Raw genomic sequence first — 18,879 nt, forward strand, 5'->3', positions numbered from 1 at the left:
GTTACCTCACTTCTTCTCCATCACGCATTGCAGCGGATGCTGATTCTGTCGGGCGAAATCCATGACCTGAGACACTTTGGTCTCGGCCACCTCGAATGTATAGACCCCGCACTCGCCCACTCCATGATTGTGAACATGAAGCATGATGCGTGTGGCGGCTTCGCGGTCCTTCTGGAAAAAACGCTCCAGCACGTGAACCACGAACTCCATGGGAGTGTAGTCGTCGTTGAGGATGAGGACCCGGTAAAGGCTGGGCTTCTTGGTCTTGGTTTTGGTGCGCGTGATGACGGCCGTCCCGCGGCCGGCCTCATTGCCGTCACCGCCGCCGTTTTGCATCCGCGCCACTTGTTTCGTGGCAGTCAAACCGATCGTCACGTAATCCTGCCTCTTCGAATCCTCATGCGAGTTCAACATGTAGGTGTTCGATGGACGATTTTAAGCCCTTCTGGTTAGCTGACAATATGGCTAGGTGACCAAACTTGGCGGATTTTCGCAATCGTGAAGCGGCGCGCCCCTCCGAACCTGAAATTGACATGAAAAAACCCGGCCGCGCTTCCGCGACCGGGTTCTGTCCTGGCCCAAAGGGCCAGCTTTGGAATTGTCAGGCGAAGATTACTTCGCCTTGGCAACGATCGATTCGAACGGCTTGTAGGCCTCCTTGGCGAGTTCGGCATAGAGGTCGCCAATCTTGGTGGCCTCGGCAACGAATGCCTCGTAGGACTGCTTGGCGTAGTCGGACTGGATCTCGATCGCCTTGTCCAGCGACTTGGCCGAGAACAGCTTTTCGAAGGCGGCGCTGCCGGCTTCGAAGCTCTTCTTGGTGTATTCACCGGCCTCGGTGGCGATCGCCTGAGCGCCCTTCGAGAGCGAAGCGAAGCTCTTCAATCCGGTATCCGCGAACTCTTTGCCGTATTTGCTGAAATCTTCGTAGGTCTGGGTCATTTCGTGATTCCCTTGACGGTTGCCTGTTCATAGGACGCGCCCTGTCCGGGCGGCGTTTTGTGCAATGCACGTAACATATTGTGCGCTGCACAAAAAGTCAACATTTCGCCCGCGTGGAGGCACTGCCCGAATGCCAATGGCTAAGATTTGAATAAAGAGAGCTTCAAGCCGAAAGAAAATGGTGAACGCGGCGGTTACCATAAACGGATTGGTAACGCTGCCCCGGTAGCTTGGCCCGAAGTGAGGCAGGATCCCTTTGCCGCCTCCAGCGCAACGAGAAATTCAAAGGAACTACCAGTGCGTCAGGCGTTGTCGGGCATCGTTTCCAAATCCACCTCTCCCCTCAAAACGATCATGATCATCGCCATGGCTATGACGTTTGTCGTTGCCGGCGCAGCCTCGTCCTTGGCGGCGAGGTCGTCCGCCATAGTGGTCGACGCCAAGACCGGCAAGGTGCTCTATTCAGCCGATGCCAACGGCCGCCGCTACCCGGCCTCGCTCACCAAGATGATGACGCTTTATCTGACGTTCGAAGCGATGGCGGCGGGCAAGATCGGCAAGAACTCGCCAGTCGTGTTTTCCGCCAAGGCATCCGCGGAGGCGCCGACGAAGCTCGGTGTGAAGCCGGGCGGTTCGGTCACGGTCGAGACCGCCATCCTGTCGATTGTCACCAAGTCGGCCAACGACTCGGCGACAGCACTCGGCGAAATGTTGGGCGGCAACGAAACCAATTTCGCCCGCATGATGACCGCCAAGGCGCGTCAACTCGGCATGAACGGCACCGTTTTCCGCAACGCCAACGGCCTGCCCGATCCGGGTCAGTTCACCACGGCGCGCGACATGGCCACGCTCGGCATCGCGCTCAGGGAGCATTTCCCGCAATATTACGGCTATTTCTCGCAGCGGTCCTTTCTCTACGGCCGCCAGCGCATCAACGGCCACAACCGTCTGCTCGGACGCATCAAGGGCGTCGACGGCATCAAGACCGGCTATACCCGTGCCTCCGGCTTCAATCTCGTCTCGTCCGTGTCCGACGGCAACCGCCGCCTTGTCGCCGTTGTGATGGGCGGCACCTCGGGCGGCAGCCGCGACAACCAGATGGCGAGCCTGATCCATACCTATATGCCGAGGGCCTCGACCCGCGGCGATGGTGATCTGGTTGCCAAGGCCGACAGCAACCCGGTCAAGGCAATTGCCAAAGTCCTCCTGCCCAAGCACGACGCCCCGACTCCGGACGACAAACCGGTGGCGGTGGCCAGCGCGGATGACGCTGCTGCCGAGGACGCGACGGTCGCCCAGGATGAAGACAATGCCGACAGCGCTGCCGAGGCCGAGACTCCCAAACTCGTCGTCCCGGCAAAGAAGGTGAAGACGGTCATCGTCTCCAGCCCGAAGGTCGCCACGGCACAGGTCGTGGCCGCCTATGCCGAGCCGGCCCCTGCCGTCGATCCGGTCAGCACCGCGTCGGTACCGTCGGGCTGGGCGATCCAGGTCGCCTCTTCGCCGAAACAGTCCGAAGCCCAGGCATTCCTCGACAAGACCACCAAGCAAGCGCCCAAGGTGCTGGCCGATGCTTCCGGCTTCACCATCGCCTTCGACAAGGATGGCGAGACCTACTACCGCGCCCGTTTCGGCGGTTTCGATTCGAAGGATGCCGCCTGGAAAGCCTGCACCGCTTTGAAGAAGAAGAAAATCGCCTGCTACGCCGTCCAGCAATAGGACGGCGTGGAAGCAATCTCCCGGAAAATTTCTGCGTCGAAGGAGACTAGTTGTGATTGGAGAGCAAGACGTCCTTGGCTTCGTTAATCCGCGCCGCCAGGAAAGACGTGCCGCCGACATCGGGGTGCAGGCGCTGCATCAGGCGGCGGTGCGCCTTGCGGACATCCGCCGCGGCGGCCCCCGCTTCAAGACCAAGGACCTTGTAGGCCTCCTCCTTAGTCATGGCGCCCGGACCTGGCGCAACACCCAGCCCTTCGCCACCGTTCGTCTCAGTGTTTTTGCGCCAGACGGGAAATCTGCCGTCAAGATACGTCTCTAGCAACTGGCGGCTCTCCGCATCGCCGGAGAGTTCGCGGTAGAGATGCTGCAATTCCGAAAGACCCATTGCGCCAAGCATCTTGCCGTCGTGGCGGCCGGCCAGAACCAGTCCTTCGAGGCCGCCCGTATTGTGATCGAGTTCCATCTCGAGCGCTGCCGTCCGTACCGTCGAGCGTCTACCAGGAGTTGGTTTGGTATTTGGTCGGGTTTTGCGTGTGGCCGCATACCAGCCGATTGCCGCGAACAGGATGATGCCGCCGATGCCCTGGCGCCCGACCAGGAGCACGGCGCCCCCCACGACCGCCAGCAGGATTGGGCCTAATGTTCTCGTCCCGTTCGCCAGACGGGCCGGATCGGCGTGAAGAAAGGCCATGGCTACGCTCAGCAGCACCAGCAGCAATACGATCAGAACGATAATTGCGCCTAACATTTCCCACCGCCCCGCGGATGCCCTGTCCACCTGGACAGCCGCGTGATGCCTTTCAACACCTTTTCTGCGCCGGAATCATGGCCTTCACCCGGACAGGAGGAGGACCGCCTTGCGGGCTGATTCTCCAACGCCGCGGCCTTTGTCGACCTCGACAGCTCTTCATTGCGCATGAATTTCAAGATGTGGCGTTGCCGCGCCGCTTGCAAGTCCAGCGCAAGGCAAGATTGAGGGCCAGAAAAGGCCCGCGCACGAACTGGCGACGCTTCCGCGCGATGACCTACAGCAAGCCGAGATCGGCGAGTTCACGCCTGAGTTTCGGCGGCATCTCGACCAACCCGGCCTTGCCCTTGCCCAGATCTGCCGGTGCGTCCGAAGGCTTCAGATAGCGCCAGCCCTGGAAAGCCCGGCGCGGCTGCCAGTCGGTGCGCACGACTTGCGGGTCGAGAACCAGGTGACAGCGGCCGATGCCCTCATCGTCGGTGAAGGGCCGGATCTCGGTGATCAGCTGGCGGCATTGGACGCTGCCCTTGATAACCCAGTAGAGCGAGCCGCCGTCGGTGATCTCGGCGCCGCGCGTCGGCACCATGCGGGTCGTGTGCCAGTGTTCGGCCGCTTCGCCGGCCCGGCGCCGTTCGTCGAGGCGGAATGCAATCCATTCCTCGAGATCCTCGACGCTGTCGCAGCCGACGCACAGTTTCAGGAGATTGAGAGCCATTCGCGAAGATTTAATCCGGTGCGCCAACGCGTCAACGGCCTGAACAAGTTCTCCACAGTGCCGGACGCCGTCGTTCAGCATTCCACGACGTTGACCGCCAGGCCGCCAAGGCTGGTTTCCTTGTACTTCTCGTTCATGTCGAGGCCGGTCTGGCGCATGGTCTCGATTGCTGCGTCGAGCGGGACGAAATGGACGCCGTCACCCTTGATCGCCAGCGACGCGGCCGTCACCGCCTTCACCGCGCCCAGCGCATTGCGCTCGATGCACGGCACCTGCACCAGCCCGCCGACCGGATCGCAGGTCATGCCAAGATGGTGTTCGAGAGCGATCTCGGCGGCGTTCTCGACCTGCTCGGGCGTGCCGCCCATGACGGCGCACAGGCCGGCCGCCGCCATTGCCGAGGCGGAGCCCACCTCGCCCTGACAGCCGACCTCGGCGCCGGAGATCGACGCATTGGATTTGATGATGCCGCCGACAGCGGCGGCCGTCAGCAGGAAGTCGCGGATGCTTGGCTGGTCGGCCTCGGGATGGAAATGCAGCCAGTAGCGCAGCACCGCGGGCAGCGTGCCCGCCGCACCGTTGGTCGGCGCGGTGACGACGCGGCCGCCTGCGGCATTCTCCTCGTTGACCGCCATCGCATAGATCGACAGCCAGTCATTGGCGAGCAAGGGATTCGGCCGGTTCTGCTGCCACTGCTCCTGCAACTTGTCGTGGAGCTGTCTGGCGCGGCGCCGCACCTTCAGCCCGCCCGGCATGACGCCGTCCTGCGACAGCCCGCGGTCGATGCAGCCCTTCATGGCACTCCAGATGGCGTCGAGACCGGCGTCGAGCTCCTCGCGCGACATCTGCGTTTCCTCGTTGACGCGTTTCATGTCGGCAATCGAAAGGCCGCTCTTGGCCGCCATCTTCAGCATTTCGGCCGCATTCTTGAAGGGATACGGCACTTTCTTGCCTTCTGTCGTCACCGACCCCTTGGCCTTCATCCGCTGCAACTCTTCTTCCGAGACCACGAAGCCGCCGCCGATCGAATAGTAGATGCGCTTGAGCAGCAGGCGGCCGTCCGCGTCGTAGGCATAGAACGCCATGCCATTGGCATGGCCGGTGAGCGGCGTCTTGCGGTCGAGCACCAGATCGGTGGCTGGGTCGAAACGGTAGGAGGGATGGCCGGGTGGTGAGATCAGCTTGTCGGCGGTGATGCGGCTGACGATTTCGTCGGCCTGGTCGGGGTCGACCGTTTGCGGGGTCTGGCCGGCGAGGCCAAGGATGACGGCGCGGTCGCTGCCATGGCCGATGCCGGTATAGGCGAGCGAGCCATGCAGGCTGGCGCCGATGCGCGCAATTTTGGCGCCGGCGGGCCGCGGCCAGTCATCCCCCGCGACCTCGTCGAGAAACCGCCGCGCGGCCGTCATCGGCCCCATCGTGTGCGAACTGGAGGGGCCGATGCCGATCTTGAACAGGTCGAAAACCGAAAGGAACACGCTGTCTCCTGAGTCACGTCGAGGACTACATATAGGAATTCTCGGGATGTTTCCGCTCTTTTGGCAATCGCGGCGCAGCATCTGCCGACTTTGTTTGCTCCGGCAGCGACATTGATTGCCGGAGCATCGGCTCGCGGCTATTCTCGCATGACGCACCAGCGTGGTTTGCGGTTCATCAGGGGGATGTGATGCTCGTGTTGGATGCCAGGCCGAAACCGGTGCAAATCGACCCCGCCCTGACGGCGGTCGTCGTTGTGGACATGCAGAACGCGTTTGCCACGGCGGGCGGCATGTTCGATCTGGCAGGCATGGACATTTCAGGCGCCGCCCTGGCGATCGAAGCCAGCAGGCGCCTACTTGCGGCCGCCCGCCGAAACGGCATGCCGGTGGTCTATCTCCAGATGTCATATCGGTCTGATCTCAGCGACGCGGGAGACCCCTCCTCGCCGAACCACCAGAAGGAATTGGGGATGGTGCTGATGCGCGAGCGCCCGGAGCTTCGCGGCAGACTGTTGATCGACGGCAGCTGGGATTGGCGGATCGTCGACGCCCTGAGGCCCGAGTCAGGCGACGAGGTCATCCGAAAATCGCGCTACAGCGGCTTTTGCAGGACCGGCCTGGAAAGATACCTGCGCGCCCGGAAAATCCGCTACCTCCTGTTCACCGGGGTCGCCACCAACATATGCGTCGATGCAACCGCGCGCGACGCCTACATGCTGGAGTTCTGGCCCATCCTGGTCGAGGACGCGATCAACCATTCGGGTCCGGACTTCAATCGCCAGTCGACATTGTGGAATTTCGAGAACGCCTTGGGATGGGTCACCAGCACTGACAAAGTCATCAAGGCCTTGCAGAAGGAAGCCGCCGAACCTTTGCCGACCTGAGCCAGCCAAAGCAGGGTACAAGAGAGCATGGGCGATTCCTCCTACCTGTCGACGGCCGACCTCGCGGCGCTCGGCTTTTTCCTCTTGGCTTGGGTGCTGCACACGCTTGCTTCCGACGGCAGGCTGGTCAGCCGTATCTCGCTGACGACGGCGATGAATGCGCAGCGCGAAGCCTGGATGCGCACCATGGCCGAGCGCGAGATCCGCATCGTCGACACCGCCATCATGAGCGGCCTGCAGCAGGGAACCGCCTTCTTCGCCTCCAGTTCGCTGATCGCGCTCGGCGGCTGCTTTGCCTTGCTCGGCGCCTCCGACCGGGTGCTTGAGGTGCTAAGCAACCTGCCGCTCGGCAGCGCGCCGTCACGCTCGGCTTTTCAGATCAAGGTGCTCGGGCTGGTGCTGATCCTGGCTTTTTCCTTCTTCAAATTCGGCTGGGCCTACCGGCTGTTCAACTATTGCTCGATCTTGATCGGCGCCGTGCCGATCCCGCATGGCGAAGCCTCGCGCAACCCGATCACCGAAACGGCTGTCTGGCGCGCGACGCAGATGAACATGCTGGCAGGCAAGCATTTCAACTCCGGCCTGCGCGGCGTGTTCTTCTCGATCGGCTATCTCGGCTGGTTCGTCGATCCGCTGGTGTTCGTGCTGTCGACGCTTCTGCTGCTGGCCGTGCTCGTGCGGCGCCAGTTCTTCTCGGCGGCCAGGCGCGCCGTCATCGGTCAGCCGCCCGGCGCCGGAAAGGGCTGATCGATACGGCCGGAAAGCCAATAGGCGAAAAGCCCGGTCCATTCGCGGATCGCCATGGTCGTGTTCTGCAATGAATCGGCGGCGTTGTCGCGAAACGGGCCAACGCCCTCCTTGCCCGAGGTACGATAGTCGACCGGCCATGGGATGGTTGGAAAACCGGCCTTGTCGAACAATGCCTTGGCCCGGGGCATGTGGAAGGCGGAGGTCACCAGCAGCCAGGTCTCGCCCGGCTTCGGATCGACCAGTTTGCGGCTGAAGACCGCATTTTCATAGGTGTTGCGGGACTTGTCCTCGAGGACGAGGCGATCGGCCGAGACACCCAGCGGGCCGAGCAGGCGGGGCGCGGTGTCGGCGTCGCCCTCGCCATCAAGGAAAAGTGAGCCGTTTCCGCCTGATACAACCACCTTGGCCTGCGGGAAGCGCCGGGCCAGGATCGCGGTCTCGACCATGCGGTCGCCGCTGGTGCTCAGTTCATATCCACCGCGCACGAGATTGATGGCGCCTTCGAAGCCGCCGCCGAGCACGACGATGCCGTCCACCTTCTCCGGTAGCGGCGGCCGTGGAAAGCGTTCCTCCAGCGGATTGAGCATCATGGCGCCAAGCGAGGTCCAGGCCGACAGGGCGAGGATCAGGAAGGCGAGCACGCTGCTGGTGCCTGCAAGCCGCCGGCGGCCGAAAAGCGCCGCGAGCAAGCCTGCCAGCAGCAGGAAGATGGCAAGGTTGAGCGGCTGGATGAAGAACCAGAAGACTTTGGAAAGATAGAAGAACATCGCTCACCCCATTACAGTGCCGCGCGTGCCTGGGCGCGCAAAGGACGCTGTAAAACTTTGATTCTGCGCATGATCCTTTCCGAAAATTGATTCCGGTATTCGGGGTCATGCGCTAGCCGGGCGATAGCCTTACCACCACTTCTCCGGCTGGAATGTGCCGGCCGCCTGTTCGATGACAGCCGCCGTCTGGAACAGCGTTTCTTCCTCGAACGGCCTGCCGATCAGCTGCAGGCCGAGCGGCAGCCCCTTGGGGTCGAGACCGGCGGGCACGGCGATGCCCGGCAGGCCGGCCATGTTCACGGTGACCGTGAAAATGTCGTTGAGATACATCTTGACCGGATCGGACGCCATGTCCTCGTCGGCGATGCCGAAGGCGGCGGACGGCGTTGCTGGCGTCAGGATGACGTCGACCCCGGCGGCGAAGACATTTTCGAAGTCGCGCTTGATGAGGTTGCGCACCTTCTGCGCCTGCAGATAGTAGGCGTCGTAATAGCCGGCCGAGAGCACATAGGTGCCGATCATGATGCGGCGCTTGACCTCGCGGCCGAAGCCCGCGGCGCGCGTCTTCTCATACATCTCGACGATGTCCTTGCCCGGCACGCGCAGGCCATAGCGGACGCCGTCATAGCGCGCCAGGTTTGACGATGCCTCCGCGGGCGCCACGATGTAATAGGCGGGCAGAGCGTATTTGGTATGCGGCAGGGAAATGTCGACGATCTCGGCGCCGGCCTCTTTAAGCCAGGCAATGCCCTTCTGCCACAGCGCCTCGATCTCTTCGGGCATGCCGTCGACGCGATACTCCCTGGGAATGCCGACCTTCATGCCCCTGATCGGCTTGCCGATCGCCGCCTCGTAGTCCGGCACCGGCCGGTCGACGGAAGTGGTGTCCTTCGGATCGACGGAGGCCATCGACTTGAGCAGGATCGCGGCGTCGCGCACGTCACGGGCGATCGGGCCGGCCTGGTCGAGCGAAGAAGCGAAGGCGACGATGCCCCAGCGCGAGCAGCGGCCATAGGTCGGCTTGATGCCGACCGTGCCGGTGAAGGCGGCCGGCTGGCGGATCGAGCCGCCGGTGTCCGTCGCCGTGGCGCCGGCACACAGGAAGGCAGAGACGGCGGTCGCCGAACCGCCGGAAGAACCGCCCGGCACCAGCTGCGCATTGTCCAGGCTGCGCTGGGTTTTCGTGCCGCCGGCCGATACGAAGCCGCCATCGCCCTGATGCGTCGTCGGCATCACCACCGTGTCGAGGCGCGAACGCCGCCACGGGTTGACGACTGGGCCATAGTAGGAGGTCTCGTTGGACGAGCCCATGGCGAACTCATCCATGTTGAGCTTGCCGAGCATCACCGCGCCGTCGGCCCAAAGATTTGCCGTGACGGTCGATTCGTAGCGCGGCTTGAAGCCGTCGAGCACGTGGCTGCAGGCCTGGGTATGGACACCCTCGGTGCCGAACAGGTCCTTGATCCCCAACGGAATGCCTTCCAGCGCCCCGCCCTCGCCCTTGACCAGCCTGGCATCGGACGCCTTGGCCATGTCGCGCGCCTTGTCGCCGGTGACCGCGACATAAGCATTGAGCGCCGGATTGGCGCGATCGATCGCGGAGAGATAAGCCTCGGTGATCTCGGTCGCGGTGATTTCCTTGCCGCGCAGCTTGGCGCGGGCCTGCGAAATCGTCAGTCGGGTCAGGTCGCTCATCAAAGGCTCTTTTCGTAAAATACCGACCACTCGGAATCGGGATAATCCAGCACCGGGCCGCAGCGCGAGAACCCGGCACGTTCGTATACGGTCCATGCGGCGGGGTGGCGATCACCCGTCTCCAGCACCAGCCGCTTCAGCCCTTCATCGCGCGCCAGCGCCTCCACCCGCTCGACGATCCTGGCGCCGATCTTCTGGCCGCGATGCGAAGGCCGCGTGTACATGCGCTTGACTTCACCAATGCCGTCGCCATGGCGTTTCAGCGCACCGCAACCAATGGCGGCGCCCCTATCGCGGGCGACGAAAACGGTCGTGTCCTGGCCTGCCATCTGCTCGACTGTCAGGTGGTAGCAATGCTCCGGCGGCGTCAATTCGAGCAGGGTTTCGTTGAGTTCCCTGACCAGGCCGCGCACGTCGTCCTGCAACGGCGTCTCGATGGCGATCTCGATTGCCATCGGCGCGTTACTCCACGACCTTCGGCACGAGGAAGAAGTTTTCTTCGGCCGCCGGTGCGTTGGCGACGATGTCGGCCGCCTTGTTGCCGTCGGTGACGACGTCCCTGCGCTTCTTCATCTCCATCGGGGTCACCGAGGTCATCGATTCGACACCGGAAACATCGACCTCGTTCAATTGCTCGACGAAGCCCAGTATGGCGTTCAATTCGCCGGTCATGCGTTCGGCATCTTCCTCGCTCACCGCGATGCGGGCGAGATGCGCGACGCGCTTCACTGTCTTGAGATCAACGGACATGTATTTGCCTCGGGGAAAACCAGTCCGGGCTATAGCGGCGCGGCACGCGGTGCGCAACATGCATCATGCGAAGCGTGGGCCGGCGTGCCGCAGGCATCCTCCTCCATGGCGAATCGAAACCGTTTAGCCTCTGTCCGCACTCATCGGTATCGTGATGGACCGAGATGGCCAGCCGCGCATCAGGGAGCGGCTGCAAGGATAGCCGGCAGCGGAGGACGGCGATAAAAAAAGCCTCCGCTGACGATCTCCATCTGCCATTGCGCGCTGGCTTTTTCTAGATCGTAATCGTCTCGCCGATCTTCGGCAAAGCGACCTTGACGCCGGATCCTTCCAGGCCGGTCTCGAATTTCTCGGCGGTCGGATCGATCATCGGAAAGGTGCCGAAGTGGCAAGGGACGACCGTCTCGAACTTGAAGAAGCGGCGGCAGGCAAGCGCCGCCACCGCGCCACCCATGGTGAAACGGTCACCGACCGGCACGATGCCGATCTTCGGCGCATGCAATTCATTGATCAGTGCCATGTCGGAAAAGATGTCGGTATCGCCCATGTGGTAGAGCGTGCTGTCCTCGGGGAAATGCAGAACCAGGCCGCCGGGATTGCCGAGATAGACGTTCTTGCCGCCCTCTTCGCCAAACGAGGAGGAGTGCAGCGCCTGGACGAACGTGGTGGTGAAGCCGCCGCAATCGACCGTGCCGCCGATATTGCCGGGATTGATCTTCTTGTCGCTGACGCCCTTCCCGACCAGATACATGCAGATCTCGAAATTGGCGACCAACTGAGCGCCGCTCTTGCCGAGTACTTCCAGCGCGCCGCTGATGTGGTCGCTGTGCCCGTGCGTCAAAAGGACATGCGTGATCCCCTCCGCCGGCCCTTCCCAGCCGCCCGTCCAGGACGGGTTGCCGACCAGATAGGGGTCGATGAGGATCTTGGCGTCGCCGGCTTCGATGCGGAAAGCCGAGTGGCCGTACCAGGTCAGTTTCATGGATGCATTCCTCGATTTTTGCCGGGCCACAGGATAGAACGCCGATAGCCCCGAGATCAAAGGGTATAGTGCCTGCCGCGCGTCAGGAAAGACGCAGACCGCTGAAAAAGACGAGGGAAAACCGTTGGCTGTCATCACAATTGAGCAATTGCCGGCACGGCTCGTCGACGGCAGGACGCTGGCGGGGCTCGATCTCGGCGACAAGACGATCGGCGTCGCGGTTTCCGACCGGGGTTTCTCCTTCGCTCATCCACGCCCGGTCATCGTGCGAAAGAAGTTCTCGCTCGACGCCGCCATGCTTCTGGCTTTGCTGGAGAAGGAGAACGTCGGCGCGGTGGCGATTGGACTGCCGATCAACATGGATGGGTCCGAAGGTCCGCGCGCGCAGAAATCGCGCGCCTTCGTGCGCAACATGGCCCAGCTGAGCAACCTGCCCTTCGTGTTCTGGGATGAGCGACTGTCGACGGTCGCGGCCGAAAGGACGCTGATCGAAATGGATTTCTCGCGCGCCAAACGCGCTGGCAAGATCGATTCGGCCGCGGCGGCCTTTATTCTGCAGGGAGTTCTAGACCGGCTTCAGTCACTCGATGCAGCCGCTCGAACGGAGCCTGACTCGTGGTCCGCCCCTTGATCCAGCCCCAGATTTCGCGGCGGCGGCGGAACGCCCACAGCGCCATCAGCAGAAGCCCATCGAAGATGCACGTCTTCGCTACCATTCCGGGGATGATCGACGGGTCGATGCCTAGCATCTGGCCGTAGAGCTGGAAGAAGAAGTCGTGCGTGTGCCGGGTGAACATGACGTAGCCGAAATTGATGTCGTTGGCCGACAGATAGAACCAGCCCCAGAAAATCGCCATCGGGCCCGCCCACATCGCGAAGATGTAGCGCATCAGCGGCCTCCCTTCCCGTTCGGGCCGACCCGGCCAGATATCAGGGAGAGCAGCGAACTATGGGCGGCGGCCTTCGCCATGCCGTGCGCCGTGGCGCGGAAATCGGCATCATCCGACACCGCCGCCGAGCGCCGCTCGGCGAGCATCGCGACATAGGAGGCCAGGAGTGCGGCCAGTTGCACGGCCACCACCATGAAAAGGCCGTTGATGCCTTGGGCAGCGCCGCCGATCAGGATCATCGACAACACACCGGAAGCCGAGATGAAGGCTATGCGAACAACGCTGTCCGCGCCCGGGCTGGCCGTGTCGTTGATCAGCGTGTCGACAAAGGCCCAGAAGAACAGCACCGACACGACCAGCAATGCGATCGCCAGCGGCGCGACCACGACGACGTTCTCTAGATTGACGAAGCGAGCGCTCTCAATGCTCACGCCGAGCACGCCAAGAGCTGCCGCCACGCCCCGGTTTCCGTCGATGCAGATCAGCGCGAGCAGGGCGAAAACGATCGCCCAGTGCACGGACAAGAAAGAGGTCAATACGTAGCGCATCGTGATTCCTGCTTCGACAGGAATGACAGTGGGCTTTGCGCTTCGCCGCCGCAACGGAAACCATTTGTTAAGGTTAACGGCAACGCGCCTCGGATCAGAATGCCGACGGCACCCCGAAAGATGGATGGCACCGTCCTTGGACGGCGTCTGGTTCAGGTCAACGGCGGATAGAGCGTATCGATGATCATGCGGGCGTCGTGGCGCGAATCGAGCATGCCATAGGTGTTGCGCCACTGGCCGGCCAGGCGGGTCTCGACAAAGGCATCGGCAATCCGCCCTGCCCCCAGCCTCCGCAGTTCCGCCGCCGCCGCCGACAGCGCCAGTTGTTCCGTCAGCAGTCGGGCCGAGCCCTCGTCGGTTGCGGCGACCTGCATCGCCGCCTTCAGCACACCGATCGTGCCACGCCCACCGGCGCCGAGGTCACGGTCGATGCCGGCCAGCACCTCCTCGAACAGGCCAGGCGCGCGGCCGAGCACGCGCAGCACGTCGAGCGCCATGACATTGCCCGACCCTTCCCAGATGGCGTTCACCGGAGCCTCGCGATAGTAGCGGGCGAGCGGCGCTTCCTCGACATAGCCATTGCCGCCAAGGCACTCCATCGCCTCGTAGAGCAACGGTGGCGCGATCTTGCACACCCAGTATTTGACGACCGGCGTCATGGCGCGGGCAAACGCCGCCTCGCCGCGGTCGCTCGCCGCCTCGTCGAAGGAACGCGCCAGCCTGAACGACAGTGCCGTGGCGGCAGCGACATCCAACGCCATGTCAGCCAGCACGCGCTGCATCAACGGCTGTTCGATCAGATTGGCGCCGAACACCTGGCGATGGCGGACATGATGAACCGCCTCGGCCAGCCCCGCCCGCATGATCGCCGAAGACGCCACCGCGCAGTCGAGCCGCGTCAGCGTCACCATGTCCATGATCGTCTTCACGCCGGCGCCGGGTTCGCCGACCATCTCGCCGATGGCGTTGACGAACTCGACCTCGGAAGATGCGTTGGAGCGGTTGCCGAGCTTGTCCTTGAGGCGCTGGAAGCGGAAGCCGTTGCCCGACCCGTCGCCGAGGACGCGCGGCACAAGGAAGCATGACAGCCCCTCCGGCGCCTGCGCCAGCACCAGGAAGGCGTCCGACATCGGCGCAGACATGAACCATTTGTGCCCGGTCAGGCGGTAGAAACCGCTGCCGACGCGCTCGGCCCTGGTCACATTGGCGCGCACATCCGTGCCGCCCTGCTTTTCGGTCATGCCCATGCCAAGCGTCAGCCCGGTCTTCTCGACCGGCGGCTTCTGGCTCTGGTCATATTTGCGCGTCGTCACGCGCGGCGCCCATTCGCGAAACAGTTTCGGGCTGGCCATCAGCGCCGCCAGCGAGGCGCTGGTCATGGTGATGGGGCAGAGGTGCCCAGTCTCGAGTTCGGCGGTCAGGTAGAAACGGGCGGCCCTCACCTGATGGCGGCGGCCGATCTCGGCGTCGCCATTTTCCCAGACCGAAGAATGCAACCCGTTCGCCACCGAGCGGCGCATCAAGGCGTGGTAGGCCGGATGGAATTCGACCAGGTCGATGCGCCGTCCCTGGCGATCATGCGTCCTGAGTTTCGGCGTCTCGACATTGGCCAGGCGCGCCAGTTCCTGCGCTTCCTGCGTCAAGACGAAACGGCCGAGCCCATCGAGGTCCTTGCGTACCGGATCGGAAAAGCGCTCGGCAAGCTGGATCAGCAACGGATCGCCTCGCCAGGCGTTGCCGCCCGTCAACGGCGGCGGCTGGTTCGTTACGTCGTCGGTCACGCCCAATCCTTCTATCGGTAGAAAGGCCCCTATTGCCGGAAAGCCACGAATCCGAAGCCATCGGCTAGATATAGCCCAAGCGTTGGCGGGCGCGCGACGAAAATACCGGGGAGAATGGCGCCAATCGAAAGCGGGCGCTTGCGGGCACGAAATCCGCACCCTATAGCAGCCCCTTGAGATGACCGACGCTTCGTCCCTGCCACTCTATCCCCACCGCCATCTTCTGGGCATCAGCGATCTTTCGCCTGGAGACATCGAACTGTTGCTCGACAGGGCGGATCGGGCGGTCGCGATCTCGCGCCAATCCGAAAAAAAGACCTCGACGCTGCGCGGCCGCACCCAGATCAATCTCTTTTACGAAGCCTCGACCCGCACGCAGTCCTCGTTCGAGCTGGCCGGGAAGCGGCTCGGCGCCGATGTCATGAACATGTCGGTGGCGAGTTCCTCGGTGAAGAAGGGCGAGACGCTCATCGACACCGCCATGACGCTGAACGCCATGCGGCCGGACATCTTGATCATCCGCCACCAGTCGGCGGGTGCCGCGGCACTTCTGGCGCAGAAGGTCGGCTGTTCGGTGGTCAATGCCGGCGACGGCGCGCATGAGCATCCGACGCAGGCGTTGCTCGACGCGTTGACCATCCGCCGCGCCAAGGGCCCGCTGTCGAAACTGATCGTGGCGATCTGCGGCGACATCCTGCATTCGCGCGTGGCGCGTTCCAACATCATGCTGCTTAACGCGCTCGGCGCGCAGGTGCGGGTCGTCGCGCCTTCGACGCTTTTGCCCTCCGGTATCGACAGAATGGGCGTGATCGTGTCGCGTTCGATGGCCGAAGGCCTCAGGGATGCCGACGTGGTGATGATGCTGCGCCTGCAGCGTGAGCGGATGGAAGGCGCCTTCGTACCGTCGACCCGCGAATATTTCCGCTATTTCGGCCTCGACGCCGAGAAGCTGAAGGCCGCCAAGGACGACGCGCTCGTGATGCATCCCGGCCCGATGAACCGTGGCGTCGAGATCGCCTCGGAAATCGCCGACGGCCCGCAAAGCGTCATCCAGGAACAGGTGGAAATGGGTGTCGCCGTGCGCATGGCGGTGATGGAAGCGCTGCTCGACCCCCGTCGTAATCAAGAGGGCCGCAACCAAGAGGGCCGCGGCGCATGAGCACGACGGTCTTTGAGCGCGCCCGCATCGTCGACCCTTCGCGCGGCATGGACGAAGTCGGCTCCGTCATTGTCGACGGCAGGAAAATCGTTGCCGCCGGCAAGGCGGCGCTGAACCAGGGCGCGCCCGATGGGGCCGCGCTGATCGACTGTGCCGGCAAGGTAATCATCCCAGGCCTTGTCGATGGCCGCGTCTTCATCGGCGAACCCGGCGGCGAGCATCGCGAAACCATTGCGTCGGCAAGTGTCGCGGCGGCCGCCGGTGGCATCACCTCCATCGTCATGATGCCCGATACCGACCCGGTGATCGATAATGTGGCGCTGGTCGAGTTCGTGCTGCGCACCGCCAAGGATACGGCGGTCGTCAACATCTTCCCGGCGGCGGCCATCACCAAGGGCCTCGACGGCCGCGAGATGACCGAGTTCGGCCTGCTGCGCGAAGCAGGCGCCGTCGCCTTCACCGATGGCCGCCACACCATCTCGAGCGCGCTGGTGATGCGCCGCGCGCTGACCTATGCGCGCGACTTCGGCGCCACGATCGTGCATGAGACGCAGGATGCAGATCTTGCCTCGTCCGGGGTGATGAATGAGGGCCTTTACGCGAGCTGGCTTGGTCTCTCCGGCATTCCTCGTGAAGCCGAATCCATTCCGCTTGAGCGCGATCTGGCCTTGGCGCGTCTGACGCGCGGCTCCTACCATGCGGCCAAGATCTCGACGGCCATTGCGGCGGGATCGGTGGCGCGCGCGAAGGCCGATGGCGCCAACGTCACATCGGGCGTGTCGATCCACAATCTGTCGCTCAATGAAAACGATGTCGGCGAATATCGTACCTTCTTCCGGCTGACGCCACCGCTGCGCGCCGAGGAAGACCGGCTGGCGATGATCGAAGCGGTCAGGGACGGCACGGTCGATATCATCGTCTCCTCGCACGATCCGCAGGATGTCGACACCAAGCGCCTGCCCTTCGCCGACGCGGCAGCCGGCGCCATCGGGCTGGAGACGTTGCTTGGCGCCGCCTTGCGGCTCTACCACAATGGCGACGTGCCATTGCCGCGGCTGATCGAGACACTCTCCACCGCGCCGGCAAGGCTGTTCGGATTGCCCGGCGGCACGCTGAAGCCCGGCGCCATCGCTGACCTTGCGCTTGTCGACCTCGATGAACCCTGGATCGTCAGCGAGAGCGGCATCCGCTCGCGCTCGAAAAACACATGTTTCGAAGGCGCGCGGCTGCAAGGCAAGGTCTTGCAAACACTGGTCGCCGGCCGCACAGTGTTCTCGGCATAGACCGGGAACAGGCGCCGCGCCTGATCCGGTTGGCAGGGGGAAATGCGGGGGAAACAATGACTTATGGCGTGATCCTGGCGCTGGTATTCGGCTACCTTCTGGGCTCGATTCCCTTCGGGCTGTTGCTGACGCGAGCCGCTGGTCTTGGTGACGTGCGCAATATCGGCTCCGGCAATATCGGCGCCACCAACGTGCTGCGCACCGGCAACAAGGGACTTGCCGCCGCGACCTTACTGCTCGATGCGCTGAAGGGCACGGCCGCCGTGCTGATAGTTGCTCATTTCGCGCCTGAAACAGCGGTCTGGGCCGGCCTCGGTGCCTTTCTCGGCCACCTCTTCCCGGCCTGGCTGGGCTTCAAGGGCGGCAAGGGCGTCGCCACCTATCTCGGCGTGCTGATCGGCCTTGCATGGCAGGTGGCGCTGGTCTTCGCCGTCGTCTGGCTGGTGACGGCTTTTCTGTTCCGCTTTTCGTCGCTTGCGGCACTGACGGCTGCTGTCGTTGTACCGATCGCCCTCTACTTTCTGAGCGCACCACAGATTGCCACTCTGTTCGTGGTGATGAGCATCGTCGTCTTTATCAAGCACCGAGCCAATATTTCTCGCCTGCTTGCCGGCACCGAGGGCAAGATCGGAGCCAAGGGATGAGCGAGCCGGTCGCCGGGCCGCGCCTCAGCGACCGGCAGCGGCTGAGTTGGCTGCGGCTGATCCGCACCCAGAATGTCGGCCCTGCTTCCTTCCGGGACCTGATCAACCGCTTCGGGTCGGCCGAAGTCGCGCTTCAAATGCTGCCGGAACTGATGATTTCCGGCGGCGCCAGCCGGATGATCCGCATCCCTTCCGTTGCCGAGGCAGAAGCCGAACTGGAAGCAGCCCGGCGCAATGGTGCACGCTTTGTCGGCATCGGAGAGACCGATTATCCCCCGCTGTTGCGCAGCATGGACCATCCGCCACCGCTGCTGGCGGTCAAGGGCAATGCCGCCGTGTTCCGGCTGCCGGGCGTAGCCATCGTCGGCGCGCGCAACGCATCGCTGGCTGGCATCAAGATGGCGCGCATGCTGGCGGCCGACCTTGGGCGCGATGGATATGGGATCATCTCCGGCCTGGCACGCGGCATCGACACAGCGGCACATCAGGGCAGTCTGTCGACCGGCACGATCGGTGTGCTGGCCGGAGGCCTTGACCTGCCCTACCCGCCCGAAAATGCCGGCCTGTGCGAGGAAATCGCCGAACATGGGGCGGTCATCTCCGAGATGCCATTCGGCTGGCAGCCGCGTGCGCAGGATTTTCCGCGCCGCAATCGTCTCGTCGCGGGTGCCGCCCTTGGGCTGGTGGTGATCGAGGCGGCGCAGCGGTCGGGATCCCTGATCAGCGCCAGGCTGGCCGGCGAAATGGGCCGCCTGGTCTTTGCCGTGCCCGGCTCCCCGCTCGATCCGCGTGCAGCCGGCACGAACGGCCTGCTCAAGGACGGCGCCACGCTGGTCACCGAAGCATCGGATATTTCCAGGGCAATCGCGCCGTTGACCGGCATGCGGGCACCTGATGTGCCGCCGTTCGAGGACCCGCCCGATTTTTCGGCCACACCGCCGCCTGGTGAGAGCGACCGCACAGAGGTAATCGAGGCGCTCGGCCCGACGCCGGTGTCGGTCGACGAGATCATCCGTCACACCGGCCTCCACCCGGCCCAGGTTTTCATGGTGCTTCTGGAACTCGATCTCGCCGGCCGGCTCGAACGTCATGCGGGCGGCCATGTTTCACTGGTTTTCGGGGATCCCTGAAGCCGTGCCGTTCT

21 protein-coding genes are annotated in these 18,879 nt (G+C 63.5%); 8 read left to right on the top strand and 13 right to left on the bottom strand.

The window, feature by feature from the left end:
• Nucleotides 1-6: 6 nt before the first annotated feature.
• Together clpS and FJ930_RS18960 are read right to left on the bottom strand one after the other, a co-directional pair.
• Nucleotides 7-336 carry an ATP-dependent Clp protease adapter ClpS gene (gene clpS, locus FJ930_RS18955; protein ID WP_010909565.1) on the bottom strand — a complete coding sequence of 110 codons (330 nt, stop codon included), beginning with the start codon at nt 334-336 and terminating at the stop codon, nt 7-9.
• Nucleotides 337-612: 276 nt separating this feature from the next.
• A complete protein-coding gene (locus FJ930_RS18960; RefSeq protein ID WP_095774324.1) occupies nt 613-942 on the bottom strand; it encodes a phasin family protein in 330 nt (109 codons plus the stop codon).
• A 297-nt stretch (nt 943-1,239) separates the two neighbouring features.
• On the opposite strand from FJ930_RS18960, the gene FJ930_RS18965 reads away from it, so the two are divergent.
• Nucleotides 1,240-2,661, top strand: coding sequence for a D-alanyl-D-alanine carboxypeptidase (locus FJ930_RS18965; protein ID WP_141839668.1), 1,422 nt, complete (start codon nt 1,240-1,242; stop codon nt 2,659-2,661).
• Between the two features lie 46 nt (nt 2,662-2,707).
• Here FJ930_RS18965 and FJ930_RS18970 read toward each other — a convergent pair whose 3' ends face one another.
• The 3 genes from FJ930_RS18970 to FJ930_RS18980 all read right to left on the bottom strand — a co-directional run bounded on the left by FJ930_RS18970 (nt 2,708) and on the right by FJ930_RS18980 (nt 5,602).
• Nucleotides 2,708-3,409 carry a DnaJ domain-containing protein gene (locus tag FJ930_RS18970; protein WP_141839669.1) on the bottom strand — a complete coding sequence of 234 codons (702 nt, stop codon included), beginning with the start codon at nt 3,407-3,409 and terminating at the stop codon, nt 2,708-2,710.
• A gap of 277 nt (nt 3,410-3,686) precedes the next feature.
• A complete protein-coding gene (locus tag FJ930_RS18975) occupies nt 3,687-4,124 on the bottom strand; it encodes a DUF1489 family protein (protein ID WP_141839670.1) in 438 nt (145 codons plus the stop codon).
• 74 nt (nt 4,125-4,198) lie between these two features.
• A complete protein-coding gene (locus FJ930_RS18980; protein ID WP_141839671.1) occupies nt 4,199-5,602 on the bottom strand; it encodes an L-serine ammonia-lyase in 1,404 nt (467 codons plus the stop codon).
• 188 nt (nt 5,603-5,790) lie between these two features.
• Here FJ930_RS18980 and FJ930_RS18985 point away from each other — a divergent pair, with 188 nt between their 5' ends.
• Both FJ930_RS18985 and FJ930_RS18990 read left to right on the top strand, forming a co-directional pair.
• Nucleotides 5,791-6,486, top strand: a complete 696-nt coding sequence (locus FJ930_RS18985) for an isochorismatase family cysteine hydrolase (RefSeq protein ID WP_141839672.1) — start codon at nt 5,791-5,793, stop codon at nt 6,484-6,486.
• A gap of 27 nt (nt 6,487-6,513) precedes the next feature.
• On the top strand, nt 6,514-7,233 hold the full coding sequence (locus tag FJ930_RS18990; protein ID WP_141839673.1) for a DUF599 domain-containing protein: 720 nt from the start codon (nt 6,514-6,516) through the stop codon (nt 7,231-7,233).
• On the opposite strand, the gene FJ930_RS18995 is transcribed toward FJ930_RS18990, so the two are convergent.
• The 5 genes from FJ930_RS18995 to FJ930_RS19015 form a co-directional block, all read right to left on the bottom strand.
• Nucleotides 7,206-8,003: a YdcF family protein gene (locus tag FJ930_RS18995; RefSeq protein ID WP_141839674.1), complete on the bottom strand. Its 798-nt coding sequence runs from the start codon at nt 8,001-8,003 to the stop codon at nt 7,206-7,208. The genes FJ930_RS18990 and FJ930_RS18995 overlap by 28 nt on opposite strands.
• Before the next feature lie 129 nt (nt 8,004-8,132).
• Nucleotides 8,133-9,698, bottom strand: coding sequence for an amidase family protein (locus FJ930_RS19000; protein ID WP_141839675.1), 1,566 nt, complete (start codon nt 9,696-9,698; stop codon nt 8,133-8,135).
• Nucleotides 9,698-10,153: a GNAT family N-acetyltransferase gene (locus tag FJ930_RS19005; protein ID WP_141839676.1), complete on the bottom strand. Its 456-nt coding sequence runs from the start codon at nt 10,151-10,153 to the stop codon at nt 9,698-9,700. The genes FJ930_RS19000 and FJ930_RS19005 overlap by 1 nt, the downstream gene beginning before the upstream one ends.
• Nucleotides 10,154-10,160: 7 nt before the next feature.
• On the bottom strand, nt 10,161-10,448 hold the full coding sequence (gatC, locus tag FJ930_RS19010) for an Asp-tRNA(Asn)/Glu-tRNA(Gln) amidotransferase subunit GatC (protein WP_141839677.1): 288 nt from the start codon (nt 10,446-10,448) through the stop codon (nt 10,161-10,163).
• Nucleotides 10,449-10,722: 274 nt separating this feature from the next.
• Complete coding sequence (locus tag FJ930_RS19015; protein WP_141839678.1) at nt 10,723-11,430, bottom strand: metal-dependent hydrolase; 708 nt, start codon at nt 11,428-11,430, stop codon at nt 10,723-10,725.
• 124 nt (nt 11,431-11,554) lie between these two features.
• Here FJ930_RS19015 and ruvX point away from each other — a divergent pair, with 124 nt between their 5' ends.
• The gene (gene ruvX, locus FJ930_RS19020) at nt 11,555-12,061 is read left to right on the top strand and encodes a Holliday junction resolvase RuvX (RefSeq protein WP_141839679.1); all 507 of its coding nucleotides are present in this window, start codon (nt 11,555-11,557) and stop codon (nt 12,059-12,061) included.
• Here ruvX and FJ930_RS19025 read toward each other — a convergent pair.
• The 3 genes from FJ930_RS19025 to FJ930_RS19035 form a co-directional block, all read right to left on the bottom strand.
• Nucleotides 11,979-12,320, bottom strand: a complete 342-nt coding sequence (locus FJ930_RS19025; RefSeq protein WP_141839680.1) for a DUF6105 family protein — start codon at nt 12,318-12,320, stop codon at nt 11,979-11,981. The genes ruvX and FJ930_RS19025 overlap by 83 nt on opposite strands.
• The gene (locus FJ930_RS19030; protein WP_141839681.1) at nt 12,320-12,868 is read right to left on the bottom strand and encodes a hypothetical protein; all 549 of its coding nucleotides are present in this window, start codon (nt 12,866-12,868) and stop codon (nt 12,320-12,322) included. The genes FJ930_RS19025 and FJ930_RS19030 overlap by 1 nt, the downstream gene beginning before the upstream one ends.
• Nucleotides 12,869-13,020: 152 nt before the next feature.
• Nucleotides 13,021-14,649, bottom strand: coding sequence for a DNA alkylation response protein (locus FJ930_RS19035; RefSeq protein WP_141839682.1), 1,629 nt, complete (start codon nt 14,647-14,649; stop codon nt 13,021-13,023).
• Between the two features lie 178 nt (nt 14,650-14,827).
• On the opposite strand from FJ930_RS19035, the gene FJ930_RS19040 reads away from it, so the two are divergent.
• The 4 genes from FJ930_RS19040 to dprA are packed head-to-tail and all read left to right on the top strand — an operon-like array spanning nt 14,828 to nt 18,865.
• Nucleotides 14,828-15,808 (top strand): aspartate carbamoyltransferase catalytic subunit, encoded by a 981-nt coding sequence (locus tag FJ930_RS19040; RefSeq protein ID WP_141839683.1) that lies wholly within the window; start codon nt 14,828-14,830, stop codon nt 15,806-15,808.
• On the top strand, nt 15,805-17,091 hold the full coding sequence (locus FJ930_RS19045) for a dihydroorotase (protein ID WP_141839684.1): 1,287 nt from the start codon (nt 15,805-15,807) through the stop codon (nt 17,089-17,091). Before FJ930_RS19040 ends, FJ930_RS19045 begins: the two co-directional genes overlap by 4 nt.
• A gap of 56 nt (nt 17,092-17,147) precedes the next feature.
• The gene (gene plsY, locus FJ930_RS19050) at nt 17,148-17,735 is read left to right on the top strand and encodes a glycerol-3-phosphate 1-O-acyltransferase PlsY (protein ID WP_141839685.1); all 588 of its coding nucleotides are present in this window, start codon (nt 17,148-17,150) and stop codon (nt 17,733-17,735) included.
• Entirely contained in the window at nt 17,732-18,865 is a 1,134-nt protein-coding gene (gene dprA, locus FJ930_RS19055) for a DNA-processing protein DprA (RefSeq protein ID WP_141839686.1), read from the top strand. The genes plsY and dprA overlap by 4 nt, the downstream gene beginning before the upstream one ends.
• Nucleotides 18,866-18,879: the final 14 nt, after the last annotated feature.

The organism is Mesorhizobium sp. B2-4-15 (assembly GCF_006658505.1).
GTDB lineage: Bacteria > Pseudomonadota > Alphaproteobacteria > Rhizobiales > Rhizobiaceae > Mesorhizobium.

Bases quoted from the DNA above. Each gene is read 5' to 3' on its own strand.
- clpS (WP_010909565.1), bottom strand. From the start codon at position 336: ATGCAAAACGGCGGCGGTGACGGCAATGAGGCCGGCCGCGGGACGGCC.
- FJ930_RS18990 (WP_141839673.1), top strand. From the start codon at position 6,514: ATGGGCGATTCCTCCTACCTGTCGACGGCCGACCTCGCGGCGCTCGGC.
- FJ930_RS19030 (WP_141839681.1), bottom strand. From the start codon at position 12,868: ATGCGCTACGTATTGACCTCTTTCTTGTCCGTGCACTGGGCGATCGTT.
- FJ930_RS19025 (WP_141839680.1), bottom strand. From the start codon at position 12,320: ATGCGCTACATCTTCGCGATGTGGGCGGGCCCGATGGCGATTTTCTGG.
- FJ930_RS18975 (WP_141839670.1), bottom strand. From the start codon at position 4,124: ATGGCTCTCAATCTCCTGAAACTGTGCGTCGGCTGCGACAGCGTCGAG.
- FJ930_RS18985 (WP_141839672.1), top strand. From the start codon at position 5,791: ATGCTCGTGTTGGATGCCAGGCCGAAACCGGTGCAAATCGACCCCGCC.
- FJ930_RS18970 (WP_141839669.1), bottom strand. From the start codon at position 3,409: ATGTTAGGCGCAATTATCGTTCTGATCGTATTGCTGCTGGTGCTGCTG.
- FJ930_RS19000 (WP_141839675.1), bottom strand. From the start codon at position 9,698: ATGAGCGACCTGACCCGACTGACGATTTCGCAGGCCCGCGCCAAGCTG.
- dprA (WP_141839686.1), top strand. From the start codon at position 17,732: ATGAGCGAGCCGGTCGCCGGGCCGCGCCTCAGCGACCGGCAGCGGCTG.
- FJ930_RS18995 (WP_141839674.1), bottom strand. From the start codon at position 8,003: ATGTTCTTCTATCTTTCCAAAGTCTTCTGGTTCTTCATCCAGCCGCTC.
- gatC (WP_141839677.1), bottom strand. From the start codon at position 10,448: ATGTCCGTTGATCTCAAGACAGTGAAGCGCGTCGCGCATCTCGCCCGC.
- FJ930_RS19015 (WP_141839678.1), bottom strand. From the start codon at position 11,430: ATGAAACTGACCTGGTACGGCCACTCGGCTTTCCGCATCGAAGCCGGC.
- FJ930_RS19040 (WP_141839683.1), top strand. From the start codon at position 14,828: ATGACCGACGCTTCGTCCCTGCCACTCTATCCCCACCGCCATCTTCTG.
- FJ930_RS19005 (WP_141839676.1), bottom strand. From the start codon at position 10,153: ATGGCAATCGAGATCGCCATCGAGACGCCGTTGCAGGACGACGTGCGC.
- FJ930_RS19045 (WP_141839684.1), top strand. From the start codon at position 15,805: ATGAGCACGACGGTCTTTGAGCGCGCCCGCATCGTCGACCCTTCGCGC.
- FJ930_RS18960 (WP_095774324.1), bottom strand. From the start codon at position 942: ATGACCCAGACCTACGAAGATTTCAGCAAATACGGCAAAGAGTTCGCG.
- plsY (WP_141839685.1), top strand. From the start codon at position 17,148: ATGACTTATGGCGTGATCCTGGCGCTGGTATTCGGCTACCTTCTGGGC.